This window comes from Candidatus Bathyarchaeota archaeon (genome assembly GCA_026014465.1).
Taxonomy (GTDB): Archaea; Thermoproteota; Bathyarchaeia; order Bathyarchaeales; family Bathycorpusculaceae; genus JADGNF01.
This window is the reverse complement of sequence record JAOZID010000004.1, coordinates 138,374-163,287: the sequence shown is the minus strand read 5'-3', so window position 1 is coordinate 163,287 and position 24,914 is coordinate 138,374. Positions and strand designations below refer to the sequence as shown.

20 protein-coding genes and 1 tRNA gene are annotated in these 24,914 nt (G+C 49.1%); 7 read left to right on the top strand and 14 right to left on the bottom strand.

Translation table 11 applies throughout. The features are described 5' to 3' along the window. Positions 1-50: 50 nt before the first annotated feature. A complete protein-coding gene (locus tag NWF04_00820) occupies positions 51-1,295 on the bottom strand; it encodes a trypsin-like peptidase domain-containing protein (protein MCW4005130.1) in 1,245 nt (414 codons plus the stop codon). A 337-nt stretch (positions 1,296-1,632) separates the two neighbouring features. On the opposite strand from NWF04_00820, the gene NWF04_00815 reads away from it, so the two are divergent. The 6 genes from NWF04_00815 to NWF04_00790 all read left to right on the top strand — a co-directional run bounded on the left by NWF04_00815 (position 1,633) and on the right by NWF04_00790 (position 8,331). Continuing rightward, positions 1,633-1,935, top strand: coding sequence for a winged helix-turn-helix domain-containing protein (locus tag NWF04_00815; protein ID MCW4005129.1), 303 nt, complete (start codon positions 1,633-1,635; stop codon positions 1,933-1,935). A gap of 29 nt (positions 1,936-1,964) precedes the next feature. Then, the gene (locus NWF04_00810) at positions 1,965-2,408 is read left to right on the top strand and encodes a hypothetical protein (GenBank protein ID MCW4005128.1); all 444 of its coding nucleotides are present in this window, start codon (positions 1,965-1,967) and stop codon (positions 2,406-2,408) included. 91 nt (positions 2,409-2,499) lie between these two features. Then, on the top strand, positions 2,500-4,569 hold the full coding sequence (locus NWF04_00805) for a thioredoxin domain-containing protein (protein MCW4005127.1): 2,070 nt from the start codon (positions 2,500-2,502) through the stop codon (positions 4,567-4,569). Positions 4,570-4,619: 50 nt separating this feature from the next. Beyond that, positions 4,620-5,033: a nucleoside 2-deoxyribosyltransferase gene (locus NWF04_00800; protein ID MCW4005126.1), complete on the top strand. Its 414-nt coding sequence runs from the start codon at positions 4,620-4,622 to the stop codon at positions 5,031-5,033. A 46-nt stretch (positions 5,034-5,079) separates the two neighbouring features. Beyond that, a complete protein-coding gene (locus tag NWF04_00795) occupies positions 5,080-5,490 on the top strand; it encodes a GIY-YIG nuclease family protein (protein MCW4005125.1) in 411 nt (136 codons plus the stop codon). Between the two features lie 201 nt (positions 5,491-5,691). After that, the gene (locus tag NWF04_00790; GenBank protein ID MCW4005124.1) at positions 5,692-8,331 is read left to right on the top strand and encodes a hypothetical protein; all 2,640 of its coding nucleotides are present in this window, start codon (positions 5,692-5,694) and stop codon (positions 8,329-8,331) included. Between the two features lie 424 nt (positions 8,332-8,755). Here the strand turns inward: NWF04_00790 and NWF04_00785 are convergent, their stop codons facing one another. The 6 genes from NWF04_00785 to NWF04_00760 form a co-directional block, all read right to left on the bottom strand. Next, on the bottom strand, positions 8,756-9,175 hold the full coding sequence (locus tag NWF04_00785; protein ID MCW4005123.1) for a NusA-like transcription termination signal-binding factor: 420 nt from the start codon (positions 9,173-9,175) through the stop codon (positions 8,756-8,758). 14 nt (positions 9,176-9,189) lie between these two features. Further along, positions 9,190-9,531: a 50S ribosomal protein L30e gene (locus NWF04_00780; GenBank protein MCW4005122.1), complete on the bottom strand. Its 342-nt coding sequence runs from the start codon at positions 9,529-9,531 to the stop codon at positions 9,190-9,192. Next, positions 9,528-13,367 carry a DNA-directed RNA polymerase subunit A' gene (locus NWF04_00775; GenBank protein ID MCW4005121.1) on the bottom strand — a complete coding sequence of 1,280 codons (3,840 nt, stop codon included), beginning with the start codon at positions 13,365-13,367 and terminating at the stop codon, positions 9,528-9,530. The genes NWF04_00780 and NWF04_00775 overlap by 4 nt, the downstream gene beginning before the upstream one ends. Position 13,368: 1 nt before the next feature. Next, positions 13,369-16,734 (bottom strand): DNA-directed RNA polymerase subunit B, encoded by a 3,366-nt coding sequence (locus NWF04_00770; protein MCW4005120.1) that lies wholly within the window; start codon positions 16,732-16,734, stop codon positions 13,369-13,371. Between the two features lie 372 nt (positions 16,735-17,106). After that, on the bottom strand, positions 17,107-18,024 hold the full coding sequence (locus NWF04_00765; GenBank protein MCW4005119.1) for a site-specific DNA-methyltransferase: 918 nt from the start codon (positions 18,022-18,024) through the stop codon (positions 17,107-17,109). 204 nt (positions 18,025-18,228) lie between these two features. Continuing rightward, entirely contained in the window at positions 18,229-18,465 is a 237-nt protein-coding gene (locus NWF04_00760; protein ID MCW4005118.1) for an Lrp/AsnC ligand binding domain-containing protein, read from the bottom strand. A 190-nt stretch (positions 18,466-18,655) separates the two neighbouring features. On the opposite strand from NWF04_00760, the gene NWF04_00755 reads away from it, so the two are divergent. Continuing rightward, positions 18,656-18,733, top strand: a tRNA-Gly gene (locus NWF04_00755). Between the two features lie 235 nt (positions 18,734-18,968). Here the strand turns inward: NWF04_00755 and NWF04_00750 are convergent. The 7 genes from NWF04_00750 to NWF04_00720 all read right to left on the bottom strand — a co-directional run bounded on the left by NWF04_00750 (position 18,969) and on the right by NWF04_00720 (position 24,724). After that, positions 18,969-19,163 (bottom strand): 50S ribosomal protein L38e, encoded by a 195-nt coding sequence (locus NWF04_00750; GenBank protein ID MCW4005117.1) that lies wholly within the window; start codon positions 19,161-19,163, stop codon positions 18,969-18,971. Between the two features lie 89 nt (positions 19,164-19,252). Beyond that, positions 19,253-20,398, bottom strand: coding sequence for a flippase-like domain-containing protein (locus NWF04_00745; protein MCW4005116.1), 1,146 nt, complete (start codon positions 20,396-20,398; stop codon positions 19,253-19,255). Between the two features lie 40 nt (positions 20,399-20,438). Next, positions 20,439-21,446, bottom strand: coding sequence for a cobalamin biosynthesis protein (locus tag NWF04_00740; protein MCW4005115.1), 1,008 nt, complete (start codon positions 21,444-21,446; stop codon positions 20,439-20,441). Between the two features lie 5 nt (positions 21,447-21,451). Further along, positions 21,452-22,591 carry a histidinol-phosphate transaminase gene (gene hisC / locus NWF04_00735; GenBank protein ID MCW4005114.1) on the bottom strand — a complete coding sequence of 380 codons (1,140 nt, stop codon included), beginning with the start codon at positions 22,589-22,591 and terminating at the stop codon, positions 21,452-21,454. 187 nt (positions 22,592-22,778) lie between these two features. Then, on the bottom strand, positions 22,779-23,573 hold the full coding sequence (locus NWF04_00730) for an AIR synthase related protein (GenBank protein MCW4005113.1): 795 nt from the start codon (positions 23,571-23,573) through the stop codon (positions 22,779-22,781). Continuing rightward, positions 23,570-24,088 carry an ECF transporter S component gene (locus tag NWF04_00725; protein ID MCW4005112.1) on the bottom strand — a complete coding sequence of 173 codons (519 nt, stop codon included), beginning with the start codon at positions 24,086-24,088 and terminating at the stop codon, positions 23,570-23,572. The genes NWF04_00730 and NWF04_00725 overlap by 4 nt, the downstream gene beginning before the upstream one ends. Positions 24,089-24,262: 174 nt before the next feature. Then, entirely contained in the window at positions 24,263-24,724 is a 462-nt protein-coding gene (locus NWF04_00720) for a hypothetical protein (protein MCW4005111.1), read from the bottom strand. Between the last annotated feature and the right edge of the window lie 190 nt (positions 24,725-24,914).

Below are 24,914 nucleotides of genomic sequence, written 5' to 3'. Positions count from 1 at the left end.
ATAGCGGCAAAAGCACGTCAAACGCAGAAAAGGAGAGGAGAAGGGGTTAGTTAGATTGTGGCTGGTCGGGTTCCAACGGTGAGTTCTACGGTGAGGGTTTGGTTTTCGCGTACGATGGTTACGTTGATGACATCTCCGGGGGTTGTGTTTTGTTCGAGGTAGGTGGAGAGGTCGTCGATGCTGGTGATTCTAACGTTGTTGATTGCTATGATGATGTCTCCGCCGGTTATGACGGTTTTGTCGGCGAGGGTTGTTTGTTGGGTTCCGCCGTGTATGCCTGCGTTGTCTGCTGGTCCACCGCTGGTGACTTGGGCGATTAACCAGCCGTAGGTTACGTTCACGTTCATGACCTGCGCGATTTCGTAGTTCATGTCAGTTCCAGAGGCACCAATTGTTGGGTGCTGATTGTAGGAGCCCTCCGAGATTAGGTCGCTGATTTCGCGTAGCACCGTGCTGCTGGGGATGGCAAATCCGAGCCCTTGAGAGTCGCTAACAATTGCAGTTGTTATGCCAACTACTTGTCCGTTGCTGTTTAACAGGGGTCCGCCAGAGTTGCCTGCGTTTATTGGGGTGGTGGTTTGTATGACATTGGCGATGGGGTAGCCGCCTGAGAGGTCTTCAGAGATTGTCCGCCCCAAAGCGCTAACTATGCCAGTGGTCATGGTTCCAGCCAAGCCGTAGGGACCACCAACGGCGATTAGGGTGTCGCCGACGTTTAAGGTGGAGGAGTCAACGATTTCAAGCGGCGTGAATTCCCCGTCTGGGGCGTCTGCGGAGAGCACTGCGAGGTCGGCGTAGGGGTCAGCGCCTAAAACGGTTGCGGGGTAGGCGTTTCCGTTTATGAAACTCACGGTAATGTTTTGTACGTCTTCAACTACGTGGTTGTTGGTTATGACCACCATTTGCCCGTCAAAGTCGTAGACGAAGCCTGAACCCTGCACAGAAGAGTAGTAGGCACGGCGAAACATGTCATACTGCACAGTTAAGCCCTGAATAACCACCACGGAATCCTTAACCTGTGCATACAAATCAGAAAGAGACCCGTTCGCGCCCACAAAATACTCCGTGTTAGAGACCTGTGTGTAGTGGGATTCCTCGGGAAGGTTTTGTATCTGCATCTGCAGGTCGTTGAGTTTTTCGTCGAAGGTGATGTAGCTAAGAGAGTACCCGACTAAGCCGCCGCAGAGCAAACCAATTATGAGAACAGCCGCTAAGGGCATGGCAAGTGAACGCTTTTTTCGCTGTTTCACTGGAGGAGCAGGCAGATTTGAATGCGGAAACTGTGAATCTTCCATGTTTTTATTTCTCCTAAGTTATAGCCCGTTAGGGTTAGTTTGACCCGAAGACGTCAAAGCGCTGGAGACCACGGGGGCGAGGCTTCCAGCTGCTCTGAAATCTTGCGGGTTGTTTTCCAAGAGAGGTTGCAGTTGGGCTCTCATTCAAAAGGAAAGCCTGTTTTGTTTAAAACTGTTTTTCAGAATCATTCCCAAATCTTGCCCGAATTGCCAAAGTTAACCAAAAGGTGCTAACTGAAAATTTGAATATGCCAACTTGAAGCTGCTTTAAAGATTTGGGAACAAATTTATTACGAGAGACGAATAGGTGTGAGGGAGAACCTCTGGAGCCCTCAACATGCCAAGTAATGTACGCCCGTTTAAATACTTGCTGGGTTGGTTAATCGCAGGTACACGAGGCGGCGTTACACGAGCAAAAATTATCATGACAGTACGTGAGACCCCCCAGAACGCGAATCAGCTGGCTACGGCGCTTAAAGTGGATTACAAAACGGTGCGGTATCACCTCGAAGTTTTGGAGAAGAACAGGATAGTTACGTCGGTGGGGGATAAGTATGGAGCAACATACTTTTTGACGCAAGCGATGGAGGAGAACTATGGCGTGTTTGAGGAGATTCTGAAGAGAATCTGGAAAAAATAGAAAAGGAAGCACAACAAAAGGGGAAGTATATGAACCGAAGCCTGAAGATACTGATTGCTCTTTCGATTTTGTTAGCGATGGCTGCGTTAGCCGTTGCAATGACAGCTTACACGATAAGCCAGTCAAACTCGTATGAGGGATTCCCGTTCAGGCGCACGACTATCCAGTTTGTTAACCCTGCAGATATAGAACTGTACTACGTCGCACGAACCGTATTCTCTATAATTAACATAACCCTTCTGATGGTGCTGGTCATCAACTATGCGAGCATATACCTGAAAACCCGTTCAGACTTCACCATTGGGCTACTGCTTTTCTCAGTGTTCTTCCTAATTAAAGATGTAATGTGGAGCCCATTTGTGATTGGCGCGTTTGGGTTTGGCATGTTCGGGTTGGGACCGTTTGCGTTCTTGCCTGACACGTTTGAGCTTATAGCGCTCTCGGTGCTGCTGTACTTAAGCGTCAAATACTAACCCGTGACCCTTAAATAACACAAACAACCCACCCAACAGCAGACACCACATTCTACTATTTATCAAACTCACCAAAAGGAAGAAAGAAAAAATGCAAGCAAACCCCAACCCAGAAAGAAAACCCAACAAACTCATACACGAAAAAAGCCCGTATTTGCTCCAGCACGCCTACAACCCCGTAGACTGGTACCCATGGAGCCAAGAAGCCTTAGACAAAGCCAAAAAGGAAAACAAACCCATCTTTTTGAGCATAGGCTACTCTGCCTGTCACTGGTGCCACGTCATGGAAAAAGAATGCTTCCAAGACTCAGAAGTTGCCCAGCTCCTCAACAAAACATTTGTCTGCATAAAAGTTGACCGCGAAGAAAGACCCGACATCGACGCAGCGTACATGGCGGTCTGCCAAGAAATCGGGCAAAGCTGCGGATGGCCCCTGCACGTTATAATGACGCCAAATTTGAACCCGTTTTTTGCCGCCAGCTACATCCCTAAAGAGGGCAGGTACGGCATGAAAGGGCTTATGCAGTTGATTCCACAGATACAGCAGGTTTGGGGTATGCAGCAGAGGCATTTGGATATTGTTGGCGCGGATGTTAAGAGTAAGATAGAAGCGTTGCAGAGAAGAAGCCCCGTGTCTGAGCTTGGCGTGGCGGAGTTGGATGAGGCTTTTGAGCAGCTCAGGTACGATTTTGACGCTGAGAGAGGCGGGTTTGGCAGTGCCCCCAAGTTCCCCCGAGCACACACGCTAATGTTTCTGCTCAGGTACTACAAGAGAACAGGCAACAAGGAAGCGTTAGAGATGGTGGAGAAGTCATTGGGGCAGATGCGGCGAGGAGGCATTTTTGACCAAGTCGGGTTTGGGTTCCACCGCTACAGCACCGACGCGAATTGGCTAGTTCCACATTTTGAAAAGATGCTCTACGACCAAGCATGGCTAACCCTAGCCTACACCGAAGCGTACCAAGCCACAAAAGCAGGCAAATACAAAATAACAGCCAAAGAAACCATAGAATACGTCCTTAGAGACCTAACCGCAAAAGAAGGCGTGTTTTATTCGGCAGAGGACGCTGACAGCGAAGGCGAAGAGGGCAGGTTTTATTTGTGGACGCTTCCAGAGGTAAAGGAGGCAGTATCCGTTGAGGATGCAAAGTTGGCGGTTTCTCTTTTTGGCTTGTCTTTGGAAGGCAACTACGTGGAAGCGGCCACACGTACAAGAACAGGCAAGAACATACTGCATCTCCCAAAGCCCATCCAAGACATAGCCGCCAGCACAGGTTTATCGGTTGATGAGCTTATCGGCAAGTTAGACAAAATCCAGCAAACGCTGTATCAGGTGAGAAAGAACCGTGTGCATCCAACGAAGGACGAGAAGGTTTTGACGGATTGGAACGGCTTGATGATTGCCGCTTTGGCTAAGGCAAGCAAAGTTTTTGGGGAGAAACAGTATTTGCAAGCCGCCATAAAAGCTGCAGATTTTATCTTAAAGGACATGCGCAGCAGTGAAGGCGTTTTGTATCATCGCTACATGGAAGGTGAAAGAGCAATCGAGGGCTTCTTGGATGATTACGCGTTTGTCGTATTTGGGCTCATAGAGGTTTATGAGGCTTCGTTTGAAGAAAAGTACCTGCAAGCGGCTTCACAGCTAACCAAAATCATGACCCAGAAGTTTTGGGACGAAGCAGATGGGGGATTCTACTTGACAGAGCAGCAAAAACCAAGTGCTATGCCCCGAATAAAGCAGGTATACGACGGCGCGTTCCCATCGGGCAACTCGGTGGCGCTTTTGAACCTGCAAAAACTCTCAAGGCTGCTTGATGAACCCGCCTACGAGGACATGGCAAGCAAGCTCATTAGAACTTTTGCCCAAGAAGTACAAGGCGCACCCGCCGCGTACACGTACATACTATCAGGCGTGGACTTTGCCGTGGGAAACGCGGGTAACGTGGTTTTGGTTGGAGCCAAAGACGATGAGGGCATGGAGCAGATGCGTAAAGCGTTGCAGAGCGTGTATTTGCCGAATTTGACGGTTTCCCAAAAACAGCCAGAGGAAACAGACGAGTACAAGCAGTTGGAGGGAAAAGCTACAGCGTATGTTTGCCGCGGTCAAAGCTGCCTGCCGCCCACTAACAGCCCCCAGCAAATGCTAAAGCTGCTTGAATAGCCAATGGGAAAATGTTAAATCGCCAGCAACCCTAGAAAACCGTGAGCGCCATGAAAGTTTTCATATCAGGACCAATACAGGGCATGGAGAACAATCAGGAATACCGCGAAACCGTAACCAAGATTTGCAGGGAACTGGGCTGCGAAGTTATTGATCCGTGGCTGCGCGAGAAAGTTCTGTATAACAAGGAGGAGCCCTGCTGGTGGGATAAGGTTCCTGCTTCGGGTTTTGTTCAGCGCGATTTGGATGATGCTGACCGATGCGACGTCATGGTGGTCTACTTGCCTAAGCTCTCTGCGGGTGCGTGCATGGAACTGTTCTACGCCAAACGAAAAGGCAAAACAATCATCGTAGTTTCAGACATGCAATGCCTTAGCCCATGGGTTGTAGTGCACGCCGACAAAGTCATAAAAAGCTTCAACGAACTAAAACCCACCCTAAAACAGTACATGCAAAAAACCTAACCACCCACATCCAGCACATCCAAACCCAAACAGGCAGGGCATCAAATTGGAAGGCATCTATACACTTTTAATCCAAGTCGGCAGGGACGTTACATTGAAGATAGGAGCATTAGGTGAGAAGACGTTTGTTGAGGGATTGTATGTCTATGTTGGTTCGGCGCAGAGGAATTTGAGGCAGCGGGTAGAGAGGCATTTGCGCAAAGAGAAGCGGCTGTTTTGGCATATTGATTATCTGCTAAATGATGAGTGTGTAGAGGTGGTTAAGGTGTTTTATATGCGGGGTGATAAAGCGCAAGAATGCCAAGTGGCAAAGCAAATTGCACAGGCAAATGAGTCTGTTTTGGGGTTTGGCTGTTCGGACTGTTCCTGCAAAAGCCACCTTTTTCGAGTGCATAACAAAATAAGCATGCCCAGCATGTCAGGGGTGATTTGGCATGAAGCCGACTTGGCAAAGTAAAAAACCGTTAATTACGCAAATTATGCCCGAAATAAGCCCAAATTTTTGAGTTTTCAATTCAAATCGGATTTTTTGACTAAAATCTTATATAGGCATTGCATTCATACCGTCAAAGTGTTTTCTTAAAATACCAATAGGAGAGAAAACAAAATTTCAAAAGAAAAAAATAAAACACTATTTAGTGTTGCACTAGTTTTACTGTTGTCACTTTCCGCGATTGCAATAGCAATACCAACAACTAATGCACATGACCCCCCATGGAGCATACCAACATACGCATACATCGTCGCATCACCAAATACAGTAGCAGTTAACGAATACACTTTGCTTGTCATGTGGCTAAACTGCATTCCTCCAACAGCAGGAGGTAGCGGAGGCGACCGATGGCGCGGATTCATGATTGATGTAACCGCACCAGACGGAACCCAAAGCCAGTTAGGCCCATTTGAAAGCGGCTCAGTAGGCACCACATACACCACCTTCACTCCGACCCAAGTTGGCGAATACACACTCGTATTCCACTGGCCAGGACAAACCCTAGGAGCCCCAGCTGGCTCTAACCCAATGGGCATGTCTTACGTAGGCGACTTCTTTGAACCCGCAACCAGCGCCCCAATGATTCTCACTGTCACGCAAGAACCCGTAGCTGAATGGCAAGAACCAGAGCCCACAACGGGATACTGGACTAGACCATTAAATGCACAAAACAGAGGCTGGACCCAGCTGGCAAGTAACTGGTTGGGCGGAAGCTGGCTAGTTAGCAACGTCCAAACTGCAGGTCAAGCACCCAACAGCGCCCACATTGTATGGACTCAACCCATAGCAGAACAACCAGGTGTTGCAGCAGGTCACCCAGGAGGCTTAGCTGATGCACAGTGGACAGGCATACCATACAACACTGACGACTATCAAAGACCATGGACAAGCCCAATAATCATGAACGGCATCATCTACTACAACACCCCCGCAGACGCAATGACTGCAAGATACGGGTACTATGCAATGGATTTGAGGACAGGCGAACAATTGTGGTACAACAACGGCACCTTCAACAATCCAGTAACCAGTAACCCCAGTTTTGGCGAGGGACCAGCACTTGGCACTAGCTACCCAAGTCTTTCGTTTGGTCAAATACAGCATTACTATTCACTTAACGGTGAAGGAATGATTGCATACCTGTGGATGACCCAAGGAAATACTTGGTACATGCTTAACCCCGACAACGGCAACCTAATAATGACCCTAAAGAACGTACCTGGCGGCATAGGCATAACTGACCAAGACGGAAACATACTGCGCTACAGCTACAACCCTTCAACGGGCAACATATTGGCTTGGAACTCATCTCAAGCACTGCCCTTTGGCGCCCCAGGAACAGGCACCAGCGCTAACCAATGGCGACCCCGCGTCGGAGCAGTAGTTGACGCAGTTAATGATACCACATGGATGACATACCCGCTGCCAGGTGACGGAACAAACGGCGCATGGACATACCAAGACACCCTACACACAGGATACTCAATGAATGTAACAATAGAGCCAGGACTAGTATGGCGCAACGCTGCATCATACTCCATGAACTTTGGAACCACCAAAGTACTCCAAGACGCACAACGCGTACCACGTATGATATTCTCATGGAACAACCCCACCGCACAAGGTGACGTAACAGGAGGCGCAGGAACATTCCGTGCATGGGCAGCAAACATAGACTACGGCGTAACAACCTACAATGGCGGTCCACAAAACAACTCTAACCTTGGATACGGAGCAACATTGCTTTGGAACAAAGAATACCAAGGCCCACTTGCAGGAAACCTAACGTGGATTTACGGACCAGTTAGCTATGAAGATAACGTCTGGACAATTTACTCCAAAGAAACAATGCAATGGTTTGGCTACAGTTTAACAACTGGCGAGATGCTTTGGGGACCCACTGACCCACAAGGTGCATGGGACATGTATGGCATGGGGGGCACCATCGCATACGGTAACATGTATTCATGCGGATACGGCGGTGTTCTCTACTGCTACAACATAGCTGACGGAAATCTAAAATGGGATTACGAAGCCCCCAGCGTTGGACATGAAAGCCCCTACGGCAATTACCCACTTAGCATAGGCACAATCGCTGACGGCAAAGTCTATTTGTACTCAACAGAGCATTCACCGACAAAGCCTCTATGGCGCGGATCATACTTGCGATGCGTTGATGCATACAGCGGCAATGAAGCCTGGAAGATAGAAACGTGGGCTGATGGAATTGCAGTAGCAGACGGCTACCTCGTATGTGCGAACCACTACAACAACAACATACAATGCTTTGGCAAAGGACAAACAGCAGTAACTGTCTCAGCACCCGACATAACCGTAGCAAAGAACACAGCAGTACTCATCAAAGGCACAATAACCGACCAATCCCCAGGCGCACCCAATACACCAGCAATTGCAGACCAATTCATGCAAAAATGGATGGAGTACCTCCACGAACAACAAGCAATGCCAGATAACGCACAGGGCGTTCCAGTGAAACTAACAGCCATTGACGAAGCAGGCAACACCCAAACCATAGGCACCGTAACAAGCGATATGAGCGGCATATTCAAGACCATGTGGACACCACAAAACGAAGGCGCATACACAATCGTTGCAACCTTTGAAGGCACCAACTCATACTATGCTTCAAGCGGTCAAACAGTTGTAGGCGTTGGCTCAGCATCAAACGAACCCTCAGGGTCTCCAGATGCAGCAGTTCTGCCCATGGAGGTTCTAATTGCAGTTGCAGTCTTGATAGTAGCCGCGTTAGCAGCAGTAATCGTTGTAGCACGCAGGAAAAAATAGCAAAAAAGGGAAAACCATCCCTCCCCCTACTTTTTATTCAAACAAAACAAAGGCAACACCAAAAACGTTTTAGAACAAAAACAAGCTTGACACAACAGCAGCATACCCGCATATAGAGCAGAGTTAGTGCGGACAGTTTTGAAGAAAACAAGAAACAAAAAATTAGAAGACTCAGCGGCAGGTTCTATTTAGGGCATTTTAACGCGAATAGGTGGGGCTACAAGTTACTGCCATGAACACAAGGGGTTTACCTAAAGCAGCATGTTTACGAAGCTCAGGAAGAGAAAATGACGTTTGAGGTTTAATCAGCTCAAAACTGTGAAGTCATCAAGGCAAGCGGCGCATCAAGAGCATTGGCATAATCAGGGTTAAGCTGAACTCGTTACCACTCAACCAGCCGCTTAGGCACCCCAGTTAAGGGGGACTAAGTTATGCTGACGTTTTGAATGTCGAAATACCTTTTTGCTAAAAAGCGTAGGCGTTCAGCGTTCTTGCCGTTTTTGCCGATGGCGACACCCTTGTCTTTGGGGTTGATGGTTACAACTGCCATTTTTTTGCCGTCGGTTTTTTCGGTGATGCGCACTTCCCTGACCGCTGCGGGTTTGAGGGCGTTTTTGATGAACTGCACGGGGTCTTCGCTATACTCGATAATCTCATGTTTCTTGCCGGTCATGCGCTCTAGAGTGTGGATGTTTCTGCCGCCTTTTCCGATGGCAACGCCCACTTGTCCGGGGTTAACGATGAAGATTGCGCGTTCTTGTTCTTCGTCTATGATGCAGTCTTTGACGCTTGCGCCGCTGATGCTTTCAAACAAAGCGATATAACGCATTTCGTCGCATGTGATTTTAATACCGCTCGTTACTCAGTTCCTCCAATTGTAACATCGTTCTCGTAATACTGCATTTCTACAGTGCGTAAAATCTCTGAGTCGCCAGGTTCGCGTATGCTCATCGCCGAGATGATGAACAGTTTCTCGCAGACGTTGGATAGGTCCATTGCGATGCCCTTGTAGTTTAGAACTGGGACTTTTGAGAGTTTAGCGTAGTATTCGATTTCGTCTTTTAGGTTTTTTGGGCAGTTGGAGGCCAAAACTATCATTTTAGCCTTGCCGGTTTTAGCATTCATCAGAGCTGTGTTGGCGCCAAAAGAAACTTTGCCAGTTTTCACAGCAGATGCAATTGCTTTGTCTATATCTATCATGTTTCAGTTTCTCCTCCTGATTTATCTTGCTTTTCTAACGTTGACATGTAAAGCTCAACTAAGCCTGTGCCGATGGGGATTGATTGTCCAACGATTACGTTCTCGGTTACGCCTGCCAGCGGGTCGCTTTCGCCTTTTACTGCGGCTTCGACAATGTTGGGCACCGTAATTTCGAAGGCTGCACGCGCCAGAACACTTGCTTTCTTGCCGCTAATACCGTGCCTGCCAATTTGCTGCACCTCACCTGTGGTAGTCATCATGTCAGCAACCAGCATAACGTGGCGAACATCAACGTCCAAGCCTTGGTCTTCAAGCACACCCTTCGCTTCGTTAACCAAAGCGTTTCGAGCAGCTTCAATACCCAAAGTTTTGGCGATTTCATGCACGTTGTTTGTCGTGGTCCTTGAAGTATCAACACCCTGTATCTCCAAAACCTTAGCAAGGTTAGAGCCGTCGGTGCGGATTACCCATTCACCGTTTTCCTCCTGTGTGACGAGGACACGTTTGATGTCTGGGACTCCTTTGACGTGGAAGCTGGTGACTTTGTCAAGCAAACGTTTGATGGTATCGACCTTTTTAGGCTTTACCGCCAAAGTGGTTTCATCACGCGCTTCGGTGGTGGCGTTTGGCAACTGCACGCGGTCTACAATCTGCTCAATAGTCAAGTTGCGGTCATCCATCATGACCTTGTTGAGTTCCACAACGATTTCCTCGCTAATGGGGTCTTCATAGATTTCCGAAGCCAAGTTCTCAAGCGATGTGTAGATGACGTATCGGGCGATTGCTACGGCGCCTTCTTTGCTCTTGCGGTGCTCAGCGTCCAAGTAGATGGTCATAATTGGCGTGGAGGGAATTCTGCGGGCGTCCACGATTTCGATGAGTCGGGGCAGACCCAAAGTGACGTTTTGTTCTTTGACTCCTGCGTAGTGGAAGGTTCTAAGGGTCATCTGTGTACCAGGTTCACCGATTGACTGCGCCGCAACGATGCCTACGGCTTCTCCGGGTTCCATGAGGGCGCGTTTGTATCGGTTGGCGGTTTCAGCTATAGCGTGGTCTACGCCTTTCTTGGTTAGTTTGCCTTTGGAGAGGTGCTGTTTGAGTTGGGTTGTAAGGATTGGGGTTAGTTGTTGTCCTTCGACGGTTTTGAGTTGTTTTTTGATGTAGTCGTTTGGTGCGGGTTCGCCTTTTTCTTCGCCTATGGTGATTTGGTCGATTAGACGGCTGACGTTGACTGCTTTGCCGTGGTCGCTCTTGGCGGGGTCAACGCCGTCTTCGCCGTACATGAACTGGATGATATCGCCTGCAGAGTCGCGTACGGTTCCGTCGTATTCTAAGCGGATGTGTTCAAGCGCGTTGATTAGTCTGCGCTGCATGTAACCGCTTTGCTGGGTACGCACGGCAGTGTCGACTAGACCTTCTCTGCCTCCCATGGCGTGGAAGAAGAATTCTATGGCGTCTAAGCCTGTTTGGTAGGAGTTGTAGACGAAGCCTCTGGCTTTTGGGCTGGGGTCGCCGCTGATAAAGTGGGGCAATGCTCTTCCAGCGTAGCCTCTGAGAATTCTTTTGCCTCTGACTGATTGCTGTCCAACACAAGCTGCCATCTGACCAATGTTAAGGCTTGAGCCCCTAGCTCCAGTTCGAGTCATGACAATGCCTGCGTTCTCCAAAGTGAAGTCGTCGTCGGCAATTTTACCTGCTTCATCTCGGGCGGTGGCAAGCTCGTGCATGACGTAAATTTCAAAGGATTCCTCCAAAGTTTGACCAGGAAGCCGCGGCAAGGTTCCATTCTGGAAGTTTTCGATGTGCTCGTCAATTTTCTTTTGGATACGTTCCATGGTTTTTTGGATGCGGTTTCGGGCTTTAGGTGACAAGACCAGTTGGTCGTAGGTGTAGCTGAAGCCGCGCATGGATATGAACTGTTTTAGTAGGCGGGTTACGTTGTTTAGGAATTCGCGTCCTGCTTTGGTGCCGTAGTCTTTGATGACTCTGTGAAGCAAGCTTTCAGACTGCTCAGAGCCGATGCTGCGGCGGTCGATGATTCCTGAAACAAGTTCGCCGTTACGGACAACCACGTAAGCGTCATGCTCGCACTCTTCCTCTTTGCATTTGTTGCAGCCTTGGCAAATGTTTGCCTTCAAAGAGTAATTCAGGGTCTTTGGCATGAACAAGCTGAAGATCTGTTTGCCAGACCACATCTCCTGAGGCTCCTTGATTTTTGGTTCGGGTAAGGGTCCTAAGTAGCCAGTGGAGGTTAAGAGGCGGTTTACTTGGTCTCGGGTTAGGTAGTTGCTTCTGCGTGTGAAGTAGTATGCGCTTGTGATGAAGTCTCTGATGGCGCCGATGATGGGTCCGCCAAAACGGGGGGAGAGGATTTGGTCTTGGACTTGCATGAGAAGCAATGCTTCGGTGCGGGCTTCTTCGCTTTGGGGTACGTGAAGGTTCATTTCGTCGCCGTCAAAGTCAGCGTTGTAAGGCGGGCAAACACACAGGTGCAGGCGGAAGGTCTTGTAGGGCAAAACGCGCACGTAATGCGCCATAATGGACATGCGGTGAAGTGAAGGCTGACGGTTAAAGATGGCTATGTCGCCGTTCTTGAGGTGACGTTCAATAACAAAGCCCAGCTCTACGGCTTCGGCGATTTTGGTTCGGTCAACCACGAATTCGAGGCGGATACGTTTGCCGTCAGGACGAATAATGTACAGGGCGCCGGGGTAGTTGTCAGGTCCATTGATGACGAGTTTTTTGAGTTCTTCAATGTTCCATGCGGTGACTTTTTCGGGAACGGAGAGGCGCATGGCTACGTCTCGGGGAACGCCGACCTCGTTGATGTCTAGGTTGGGGTCGGGTGAGATGACGGTGCGTGCGGAGAAGTCTACACGTTTGCCTGAGAGGTTGCTTCTGAAGCGTCCTTCTTTGCCTTTGAGGCGTTGTGAAAGTGTTTTGAGGGCTCTGCCTGAGCGGTGTCGGGCAGGGGGAATGCCTGAAGCTTCATTGTTAAAGTAAGTGGTAACGTGGTACTGTAGCAGTTCGGAGAGGTCTTGGATAATTAGGGTGGGGGCGCCTGCTTCCATGTTTTCTTTTAGGCGTTGGTTGATGCGGATGATGTCGACGAGTTTGTGGGTTAGGTCGTCTTCAGAGCGGATACCTGACTCTAAAGTGATTGAGGGACGCACGTACACGGGGGGTACGGGCAGAACCTGCAGGACCATCCATTCGGGACGTGCAACTTTGGGGTTGAAACCTAAAATCTCCAAGTCTTCATCGGAGATACGTTCAAGCCTTTCGCGTATCATGCTTGGCGTTAGCGGCTCAGAACCCGTTTCGGTTTGCTCGATGAATTTGGTGGGTTTCTCAAAGGTTATCTTGTACTGACCAGAAGCACAGTGCGGACACTGTTTAGTCTTGATTTCCTGAACGATATTCTTGTAAACATCATCAGGAATCAAACCCAAAAGGTCATTGTAGCGTTCGATGCGTCCTTTCATTTTCTCGGCGGCATCAGCAGAAAGCAAAATCCGTCCACAACTGCGGCAGGTAGAACGCAAAAGGTCAAAGATAATCTTGGTAAACTCGATGTGCACTATGGGTACGGCAAGTTCGATGTGACCAAAGTGACCTGGACAGCGAATAGCGGTGTTGCCACAGGTTTTGCATCGCTGTCGGGGTTCAAGAGTGCCTAATCTGCCGTCCATAAGACCAGCGGTGATGGGGGCGCCGTCTTCGTCGTAGGTGTCGGGGGTTTGGATTTCCACCATGGACTGCTTGCGCAGGTCTTTGGGTGAAATTAAGCCAAAGCTTATTTCGTCAACAACTTTGTGGATTAGTTCCTCGGTCATGTTAGGCTTTCTCCTTGAGTTTTAGTTTGGGGGTAATGCACAGGCTTTGAAGTTCCTGTAGCAGTAGCTTGAACGCGTACGAGACTATGACGGGGGCGACTTTGGCTTTTTCGTCGCAGATTTTGCAGATGTATTTGCGTTGTTTCATGTCGTAGTAAGCGATTTGTCCGCAGTTCTCGCAGATGTACAAGGTGTACTTGTCGGATTCTTCTAGCAGCCTGTCTCGAAGCAGCATAGCCGCGCCGTGACCAATTAGGCAGTCTCGTTCCATTTCTCCAAAACGCAAACCACCACCGCGAGCACGACCTTCAGTAGGCTGGCGAGTAAGCATCTGCACCTGACCACGCGCACGAGCATGAATCTTGTCAGCAACCATGTGATGCAGCTTCTGATAGTAAACCACACCCACGAAAATATCCGCCACAAACTTTTCACCCGTTGCGCCGTTATAGAAGACTTCACTTCCAGTGTGGCTAAAACCGTTCTTAACCAAATTACGCCTAATCTCGTCGGGACCTTCGTTGGTGAAGGGGGTGCCGTCTACGGGTTTACCGCGTGCCGCTGCGTATTTGCCTGCGAGAGATTCGATGAACTGTCCGATGGTCATTCTGGAGGGGATGGCGTGGGGGTTGATTATTAGGTCGGGGACGATGCCTTCGTCGGTGAAGGGCAGGTTTTCTTGGGGAACAATTAAGCCGATGACTCCTTTTTGTCCGTGGCGTGAAGCAAACTTGTCGCCTAGTTCGGGTATGCGTTGGTCGCGGACGCGGACTTTGACTAGTTTGCTGCCTTCACCTGATTCGGTGACAAAGATGGCGTCAACTACGCCGTTTTCTGAGGGGCGCATGTCGGCGGATGTGTCACGCATGGAGGGGCCTTTTACTTCGAATTCTTTGTATTCTTCAAGGAATCTTGGGGGGCTGATTCTGCCGATGAGGACGTCTCCGCCTGTGACGGTTGATTCTAGGCTGATGATGCCGTCGGGTTCGAGGAGGCGGTAGTATTGTTCGCCGCGGTAGCCGCGTGTGCCAGATTCGGGGACGGTGAATTTGTCTTTGAGTCCGCCTAGGTATTGGCGGCATTCGGCTTCGTAGATGCGGAAGAAAGTTGAGCGTGCTAAGCCGCGTTCGATGCTGGCTTTGTTGAATATGATGGCGTCTTCCATGTTGTAGCCTTCGAAGCTAAGCACGGCGACGATGCAGTTTTGCCCTGTGGGACGCTGTTTGTAACCCATAACTTCCATGAGTTCAGTTTCAACCATGGGTGCCTGCGGGTAGTGCAGGACATGAGAGCGGGAGTCTACGCGGTTTTGGAAGTTGGTGCTGTAGATGCCCAGTGCCTGTTTGGACATGGCAGCCTGATAAGAGTTACGTGGTGACTGGTTGTGTTCAGGGTAAGGTATGGTGGATGCGCAGATGCCCAGTATGGAGAACGTTGCGATTTCGGTGTGGGTGTGCTCAGGTGTGGGTTGGGTGTCGGTTAAGGCTATGTAAGCGTTTTCTTCTTCTGAAGCATCCAAGTATTCAAGCAAACCGTTTTTGACTAGGTCTTCCCAGCTCCACTCACCCAAAGCAACTTTCTCAACGTGCTTGGGCAAAAGCTTAGGCACACCAGCCTCCAAAATAATCAGGGGCCTGCGCACTCGACCTTCGTCACAGTTCACATGCACTTCTTCGGTTTCAGTTTGCTCTTTAGAGAAGTAAGTTATGTTAACTTCCGTGGAGATTTCGCCAAAACGACGTTTTTCCCTGAAAAGTTTCACCATATCTTGGGGTGAAGGACAAAAACCGATAATGTTTCCGTCCACGAAAACTTTGGCGCCGTCACGTTTCATGGATTCGTTTGTTTCGTACGCAGCTACGGTGCCCATTTCGTAGAGCAACTGCTTGACTTTGTCGGGGTTCACGCCAACCGAGATGGTTGAGGATAGCGCTAGGTTTTTGACGAGGCCACAGTTGGAGCCTTCGGGGGTTTCGTTGGGGCATAAGCGTCCCCAGTGGGTCGGGTGCAAGTCTCGGGCTTCAAAGTTTGGCTGGCTGCGGCTCAAGGGCGATTGCAGTCTGCGCAGGTGGCTTAGGGTGGATATGTAGTTGGTGCGGTCCAAAAGCTGGGTGATGCCGACTCTGCCGCGTCCCCAGTTACCCGTTGCAAGGGCGTGCTGGAATCTTTCGGTGATGATGCCTGGGCGCACAGCTGCAGAAACGGTGATGATTGGGCCTTTTATGCCGATGCGTTCAAGCTGGTATTTGATGTCGCGGGTTAAATTGCGGAAAGCCACACGGAACAAGTCCGCGAGCAAAGGACCTGCAAGACGCAAACGTTTATTTTTGAAGTGGTCTTTGTCGTCAGTTTGGCGCCTGCCCATTTTGAGTTGAATAACGCGGCTTGCCATCTCACCTAGGAATATAGCTTTGTCTTTGCGGTCTTTGTCGGTTCGTCCCAAGTGAGGCAAAAAGTTCTTGTCCAAAGCGGTTTCGGCTTTTTGGATACGGTACTCTTCAACTTGGCCGTGGGCGACGCGGTTGCCGATAAACAAGATGGCGTCTTGGGGAGTGTCTACTCCGACGGCTTTTTCAAATGAGGGGCCTAGTTGGGTTTGGATTTCGCCGTCTAGGGAAACTGCTTCGGCTATGTCTTTGTCTTTTTCAAGGTTGAGTGCGCGCATGATGACGACGAATGGGATTTCTGTTGGGACGCCTGGCATGGAGACGTAGATGGCGTCGTCGGATTTGAGTTTGAGTTCTATGCGGGCGCGGAAGCCTACGGTGGTTGAGAAGATTTTTGCTTGGTAGACGGGGGCGGTGCCTTTGTCGTCTACGTCTATGATGACTCTGTTGGGTGCGAGGTCTTCCATGGCTACGATGACTCGTTCGGAGCCGTTTACGACGAAGTAGCCGCCTGTGTCGTCAGGGTCTTCCCCAGCGGAGATGAGTTCGTCTCGTGAGAGCTGTGAGAGGAAACACAGCTTAGATTTTAGCATTACAGGAATGTTGCCGATGTACACAAGCTCAGTGTCTTGTTCTCTGCCATCGATAATCGGCGTCATCTCCAAAGCAATAGGAGCAGAATACGCCAAGTTTCTCAAACGCGCTTCCATCGGGTAAATCTCATGCTTGGTGCCGTCAACCTCGGTAGCGTAGGGGCCAGTAATGCGGCTTTGAGGGTCGATAACCCAAATCTGACCAAGCTTTACCTTGTAGGGGTTCTCTGGAATCTCAATTGGAATCTCGTTAACTTCATCTACAACTTCTTGCAGACCATGGTCAATAAAGCCGTTGTAGCTGTCCAAGTGCTGCTGCACTAGACCCTTTTCCTTGAAAAAGGACTTTAGTAAAATATGGGTATCTTCTCTTGAAATTTCAGTCAAATCTAATTATCCCCCGCAATTTTATTTTTAGTTACTTCTCGATGATATGTTTTTATGCGGGTGTTCTTCAAACTTGCAGTTTCCTCCGATGTTGGACGTTCCAACTCGAAAAAGGCGTCTCTAACCGTTTCTAAGAGCACAAACACATGCTACATAGCGTTCTAATAAAGCTTTTCGTTTCCCCTTCACAATTTCAGGCGACAAAACAACCACCCCAAACCAAATCAAACCCAAAACCGCCTCATTTAACCAAACCCAAACACAACAAACCATCCAACCACTACCCCCCCCCCTCCCCCCTTTTCTGCATACAATTAAAAGCAGCCCAATAGGTTTGCTGGAAAACCTGCAGATGATTTCTCAAAAAGAAGGTCAAGCTTTCTGTTTGGAGGGAACGGTTCTGTTGATTATCGTTAATTTGGTTTTATCGGGCGGGTTTTCGTTGAGGCTATTTGTTATGGTGGTGTGCAGGTTTTGGTCTATTTCGTAGGCTATGCTGTTGCGGCGGGTTTGTATGGCTGCTTTGGTGGTTGTGGCTGAACCAAGAAAGGGGTCAAGCACGGTGTCACCTTGTACGCTAAACATTTGGATTAGGCGTTCGGGGATTTGTTGGGGGTACGCGGCGGTTCGGCGCTGTATTTCGGTGGTGGTTTGCCGTGTGCCTGTGATTTGCCAGATTTGGGTGAAGTACTGGTTGCGTTGTTGTTTAGTTAGTTTGCTGTCGTAGCGGTTGGGGTCTTTGGGGGGAAAGCTGCGCAGGTTGCCTTTGCGAAAAATCAGTATGAATTCGCAGTCCAAGGTAACGTAGGCGTTGGGGGGTAGAAAGCCTGATCCGAGGAAGGCGCCTTTTCCTTTGTAGGTGGGTTTGGTGGTGGGTTTTTTCCACAGGATGTAGGGTAGGGTGGTGAATCCGATTTTTTCGCAGTGCTCGATGATGCGGGCGTGGTTGGGGAATAAGCGGAATTTGCCGTTTAGGCTGCGGGTGGCGTCTCCGATGTTTATGCAGGCTATGCCGCCTTCGACGAGAACGCGGTGGGTTTCCTGCCAGACTTTTGCCAAGTTTTCATGCATGGCATCATAGAGCTGCGTTACAACATCTTCGCGGGGGGTTTGGTTTAGGGTTTGCCAGAGCGCTGCGATTTTGGGGTCTAACTGGGCGAACGGGGTGTCCCACATTTGAATCATCGGGTACGGTGGCGAGGTTACCATAAGATGAACAGAGGCGTCTGGGATTTCGGGCATGCTTTGGCTGTTGCCGATGATTATGGTGTGGCTAGTTCGTGGGTTCATCCTGTGCGAGCCCTTTCAATGTATGATTTACACGAACCGTTTTACTCTTTTGGTAACAAACACAACAGTTAACACAACCAACAAAAATTCAGCCAAAACCCAGAAGCTTCAAAGCCAGTCTACACAAAAACAAAAAATAAAAATGAGGGAGTTAGGTTTTTCAACGCTGCGCTGCCTGCCCGTTCGTCATCGCAGTTCCCCAAGTTATTCTGGTTCAGCAACCATCATGGTGAGGGTTTTTTGAACGTTACCAAGCCCCATTATCTGCTTTTTTAGGACCTCTTTTATCTGGTTCACATCTTTTCCCTGCACTTTAGCAATGATATCATAGATACCATACACCATAACAGCTTCCTCTACGCCATCGCATACCCGCAGTTTCTTAAGTACATCCTCAGTCGAATCGAGGTCAGTAGTTATACAAACCAAAGCCTTAGGCACCAAACCAACCTCCACTATATAGTATATACACAACTAGTATTTCTGATTGTTGCATAAAACCCCAAGCAACCAACAAACACCCAGACCCCAACGTGCCCTGCAACCAAAAAGATTTCACAGTCTTGGGAAAAACAAATAAAGCACGAAGTAAATCATCATCGCCAGCAAAGAAGCGCAGAAACAACCTTCTGCGGTCGTAGTCTAGTCTGGTTTAGGACATCAGCCTGCCACGTTGACGACCCGGGTTCAAATCCCGGCGACCGCACCACACAACCTTCTTAGCACACAACCAAAAAGCAGCAATTTGCGGATTTTAAACAAAAAATCAACAGAGCAGACAGAGCGTTTAGCGAGGTTTTCGCAGGTAATTCTGAGAAACTTGCGTTTATTCGTTAAGTTGCGGTATCAGAAGTACGAACTAAAGGGATAGAGAATTCAAAAAGACGCGAAAAAGTCAGAAGCGCTAAGAGGTACACAGGAAGAAGTGCGAAACGAAAGGGGGCTTAGAGTTCTTTTATTTCGCATTTGAGTTTTTTGATAGTTTCTTCGGCTTTGCTGTTTTCTACTTTTAATGTGTAGAGCCTGCTTGGCATGCGAAGCTTTAGTTTAACATTGGTTTTTAGCCTTTTAACTGCACAGAACTTGGCTTTCGCACTCATATCCACGAACTTTTCTGCATCAAACATTTCTGCGGGCATCGCTTTTCCACCGTTTTAACAACCCCATGATACCCCACGAGTTTTTATCTGTTTTGGTAACCAACAAAGCGGCAGTTCAACAATCAAACCTATTCTGGAGAAGCAGGGGACGTTGGAGGGCGGTCGGGTTCAAAACTTGAAGGCGGAGGTGGTTTTTGTTGTTGGGTTTGAACTTGGGCGTGGAATTTGGATGCTAAAATGTGCTTGGCACCGACGATTTGTACGATTAGGTAACCTGCTATGACGGGGAGCCAAAAAGTCACGCTTCGAAGCATGGCGGCTGCTACACCGCTTTGGGCAGGTTCAACCCCATAGAAGATGAAGATGCTAGTTAGCAGGATTTCAAGTCCGCCCACAGAAAAAGCAGCTGTCGCATCCTGAACCGTACCCGCCAAAAAATACACCACAATAAAGAAGTCCAAAAACAGGTAGTTTAGACCTAAAGCGTAGAAGACCAAGACGTAAACTGCGAGGTATAGTGTGTAGGATAGGATTTGGAATATGTAGGGTTTTATGAGTCGGCGGGGGTTTTCTCGGAAGAACTGAAAGCCAGCGTTGAAGCTTTGTAGGGAATCAACCAGTTTCGCGGGGAGAGTTTGGGTTTTGAAGCGTTTTATGCGCAAGAAGCGGAGCAGTTTGAGGGCAAAGTTTGCGATGTTGTTTGCAGCGTTTTTGTTAAGCGCCAAATACAGCAAGATACCAAGGTAAATCAAAGCGCCAATCCACGAGAGCACCAAAAGCCCCAACGCAAAGGGCGGCAGAGTTGACCGCAGCAGCAGGTACACAGCGCCCACGGACAAGCCAACAGTGACAACGCTGTAGTTCACTATGCGGTTAGTTATGCCCGCGGCGGCTATGGCACCATAGCTGTTTTGGGTTTTCTTTTGCACCAAGTAGATGCGGGCGGCTTCGCCACAGACCTGCTGAGAAGGCACAAGCAAATCAAGAAAATAGCCGCTCCAGTAGTAACCAAACGCGTTTTTGAAGCTAAGGCGTATGGATAAGTCAGCAAGCAGGGTTTTCCAGGAGGCAACCCAAAAAAACATCACCAGTAGCAACGCAGCAACAGCCGAGCCATAAAAGAAGACATAGTTGGCGGGGTTTACGTTTTGAACAACCACAAACACGGAATCAAACCCGACAAAAAACCACAGATACATCAGGAAAACAACTAAGCCAAAAACCATGAAGCAAGAAGAGGTCTTAGCCGTGAAGTGCTTGGTAATTGCCGACAAAGAGTCACCCGTGCCCACTACCCCTTCTCGCCCCAGCTATTTAAAATATGAAGCAAACAACAGCGGCGGGTGCAACTGCAACATTGGAAAGAGAGAGCAAAAGCAGGATAGGCAAAATCACCACTAGCCCGAACAGGACAGCGGTTAACAACATGATTTTTAGGGCGCGGGAAATATCTTCGGGGACGATGTTTTCGCCATCGCCTAGGGCGTAGTATCCGATTTTTTCTAGTTGGACGTTTAGGGCGCCTGCCATGGCGGATATGGTCCAGCCTGCGTTGGGGCTTGCGGTTTTGTTTTTGTCGCGTTGTAGTATGTTCCAGGAGTTGCGCCAGTCAGCGTGAAGTAGACGCGCAGCGACAACCATGAGGACAGCGGTGAATCGTGCGGGCAGGTAGTTAGTTATCGTGTCCATGTTAGCAGAGAACCAGCCGATGTTTATGTTCTCAGGGTCTTTGTAGCCGACCATCGAGTCTAAGGTGTTGATTACGCGAAACGCGAAGGCGCCTGGGACTCCAAATAGGGCGTAGAAGAAGAACGGTGAGGTTATGCCGTCGGTGGTGCTTTCTGCAATGGATTCTACAGCGGCGGAGAGTATGTGGCGTTGGTCGAGTTTGTTGGGGTCGCGGCGGACGATGTAGTAGAGCCATTTGCGGGCTTCTGCTATGTCGTTGTTTTTGAGGGCGTTGGCTATGGGGGCGGTGTAGGTTTTCATGCATTTAACGGCTATGGTGGTTTTGAGAAGAACAGCAGCGGCTATGATGTAGATTATCCAGCCCCACACGGGAATTTGGCGTAGTGCCCAAAGCAGCAAAGCCACGGGAGCGGCGAAAACTGCGATGGAAATTATGCACAAAAAGATGCCGTTGAATTTTTCGATGACAGGGTCAGAGTGTTTGAGGTGACGTTTGAACCATGCAATGACTTTGCCCATCCACACTGTGGGGTGCCAGTTATCAGGAATCTCACCGAAAACCACGTCTATGAGAAATGCTAAAGCGAAAATCAGCGCTGAGTCAACAAAGAAGGACAAGTCAAAGATGTACATGGCAGTTAGTCCTGGTTTAGGGTTTTGTGTAGGGCGTTGATTAGTTTTAGGTTTTCGCTGTGGGTTTTTACGGCGATGCGGATGTAGTATTCATCTAGGCCTGCAAAGGAGCTGCAGTCACGAATTAAAACGCCATGGCTAAGCATTCTAAGTTTGAGTTCGGAAGCGGTCAAACCAGTTTTCTTGATGTCTATGAAGATAAAATTGGCATCAGGCAAATACACCTTGAAATCCTTGAATGCGGTTAGTTCTTGTAGCAGGTAGGTTTTTTGGGTTTGGATTAGCTTGAGGGTTTGGTTTAGGTGTTCTTGGTCGTTTAGGGCTGCAACGGCGGCTACTTGCCCAAGACAATTAAGGTTCCAGGGGATTTTGGCGTTATGCAAAACCTGCGCAAGTTCTTGGCAAGCTAAACCGTAACCGACCCTAAGCCCCGTTAAGCCAAAAAGCTTAGTGAAAGAACGCAAAACAAACAGGTTCGAAAAACGCGTCACGTAAGGTATCAAAGACAGGGCAGATTCGTTTTCAACGAACTCCAAAAAGTCTTCGTCAAGAAAAACCAGCACATCACGCTCGTAAGCTGCCTCCACCACCTCCAACAACCGCTCAGGCGAACACAAAATGCTCGTGGGGTTATTGGGGTTGCACAGGAAAACAACTTTGACGGCGTCGTCATTCATTAGCTGGATGAAGCTGCGGGGATCAACACAAAAATCCTCGCCCAACGGCACGTACTTCACGGAGCCGCCTGCGCGATGTACTGCGCTTTCGTATTCGCCAAAAGACGGTGCAGGAATCAAAGCGATTTCGCCGCGCTGCAAAAATGCCTCGGCAAACAAGTAAATAAGCTCGGTGGAACCATTGCCCACAACCACGTTCTCGATACCCAGCCCCGCGTAATGCGCCGCTATGGCTTCTCGCAGGTTCTTGGATTCAGAATCAGGGTACATGGGAATCTGCCCAAAACTTTGCGCCACCGCATCAAGTGCCTTCTGCGAAGGCCCCAACGGGTTCACGCTGGAACTAAAATCCAAAATATCCTCGCGTTTGAGCCCAGATTTGCTAGCTGCCTCCCAAACATCCGCCCCATGCACACAGGGCTTTAGATGCAAAAAATTCTCCCGAGCCAACTCCGAAACAGACTTCATGCTAAATCACACTCAAACAGCCCAAGGCAACACGAAGCCCAAACAACCAGCTTCCCATACCTCAAACTGCAATCACTAAACCAAAAGTCCATATAAATGTTTAGCGGGACAAACCAACCACAAAAAACCACCAAAAACAGCCAAAAACCAACTATAAGGGAGAACTTGGGCGGGGAAAGCGAGTTAGCTAGAGGAGTTGGGCGATGGGGGTTAGTGGTTTGGTTGTGAGGTTTTTTAGGGTTTCAAAGTTGACTTTGGGAAGTGTTGTTAGGAGAGTGGTTGCGGGTCCTGCGGATTTGTTGAGGTCGATTGTTGTTTGGGGTTGTAGTTTGAATTGTAGGTTGGAGGCGGTTGTGAGGGCTTTTAGTTCGTGGTTGGTTCCTGTTGAGCCTACGGGGATTATTTCGTGGATGAACGGGGCATTTGTGAGTTGGAGTACGTCTGGGATTTGGGCGGTTTTGCCTTCTTTTTCGGCGCTAAGCACTTCGTCGGCTACGCTTGGAATTCCCACGGCTACAACAACGTCGCCAGGCTTGGAAACGCCAATTTTCAAAGAGGCTTTAGGGCAAATGCCTACTGCGGTAACGCCTATACCGGTCTGTTCCACAGGGATATTTTTCTCTGTGCTTCCTGTAACGGCAAGGTCAGGGTCTAAGCCTGCTTGTTTTGCTTCATAGCGAATGCCACGCAAAATGTCTTCGCCGGTGGGGTTAGCTTCCACACTCAAAGCATCAACTATGCACGCGGGGGTGGCGCCTGCGGAGAGAAGTTCCATGAGGGCGGCTCTGGCGGTGAATTTGCCTAGGATGTAGCCTGAGACTTGGAGTTTGTCGTTGGGTTTGGGTCCTATGCCGCCTGAGGAGTCGCAGGCTATGGTTAGGATGTTGTTGTCTGGGAGTTGGAAGAGTAGGAGGTCGCGGTTGGTTTTGATTTGAGAAAGAGGAGAAGGTGGAAATGGTGGGGGGTTGGTGGTTGTTTTCAAGTTTGTAGTTTCCCTCGTACGCCCAGGTAGACTAGTGCTGCGACGATGGAATTTAAGATTGCTGCCAGAGCGATGAAGGGCATGTATGCGAGGGCGCCTGCTAGGCCTATGGCGGGGTCGGGGGCTACGAAGAAGACTGAGAGGGTGTTGATTAGTATGCCTGCTGCTACTGCGGGTATGAAGCCCCATTTCGGATGCACCTTGTTGATTAAGCCCATGGCGGCGCCGGCTAGGGCCATGCCAACTGCTATGGGGATGTGGTAGTATCCTAGTGGGAAGCCTGTTATGGCTGAGGATATGAGGTGTCCTAGTCCGCAGACTATGGCTCCGTCTACGGCTCCAAAGTATAGGGCGGCGAAGAAGCCTGGGGTGGAGTCGAATGCGACAGTGGGGATGGGGCTTGGGGTTTTGATGAGTGCGCCTATGCCGCTTAGGGCGCTAAAGAGTGCGATGCGGGCGATGAGCCAGCTGGTGGAGTTGTTTTGTAAGGTAGAGGGGGGGTTTGGTTTTTGCAAGGTTCGTCACTGCAGGGGTTTTGAGAGAAGAGTTAAAAGCATTTCCTGAAACACTACGCACGTAGTGTGTTTGCCTTGAAGGTTATTAGCACCTGCTTACCCGATAAAATTATCACTACAAACTCGCCAAAACGGCAGTATTGATTAAATAAAAAAAATAGAAAAGAAAGGGGTTTAGTTTTTGCGTTTTCGCCTAACTAAGCCTATTGTAGCAAACGCTGCCAAACCGGCGCCAACAGCAGAGAGTGTACCAAAGATACCCTCAGGCACAACAAAGATTGTACCAACTGCAATTGTCCAAGTGCGTACTCCATTGACTTCAATGAAGTAATAGCCCGAGCCAAAGCCGCCAGGTATCTCTATTGGCGCATTTGCTATTGGCTGATCAACCCAAGGACCAGCAACAACAGACATGGATTCGTCAAGAACCCGAATATCTACAGTGCTACCATCGGGGGCACAGCTCCAATAAAGATACAAAGGTTCGCCAGGATTGAATTCGTTTTTCACGGTACCAGAAGCATCAGCAGCCCAAACAGAAGCAGTGCTCGCGGTTCCAGCAGCAGCAATACCGACAGCTAAAGACAGCATCAAGGCACACAGGAAAGACAGTGTTATCCATTTTTTAAATACCATTCTACCTTCTCCAATAGCATACAAAAATAAAGGTCTCACTTATAAACAATTTGTAAAAAACACCACAAGGTTTTAAGCAATATGATAACCCGATACATCATAGTCTGGGGTCAAATCAAACAGCTTTCTACAAACCAAACAAACGCCCATTTCCGCGTAGAGCACCAAAAGGCGCCTATGCGACCAGATT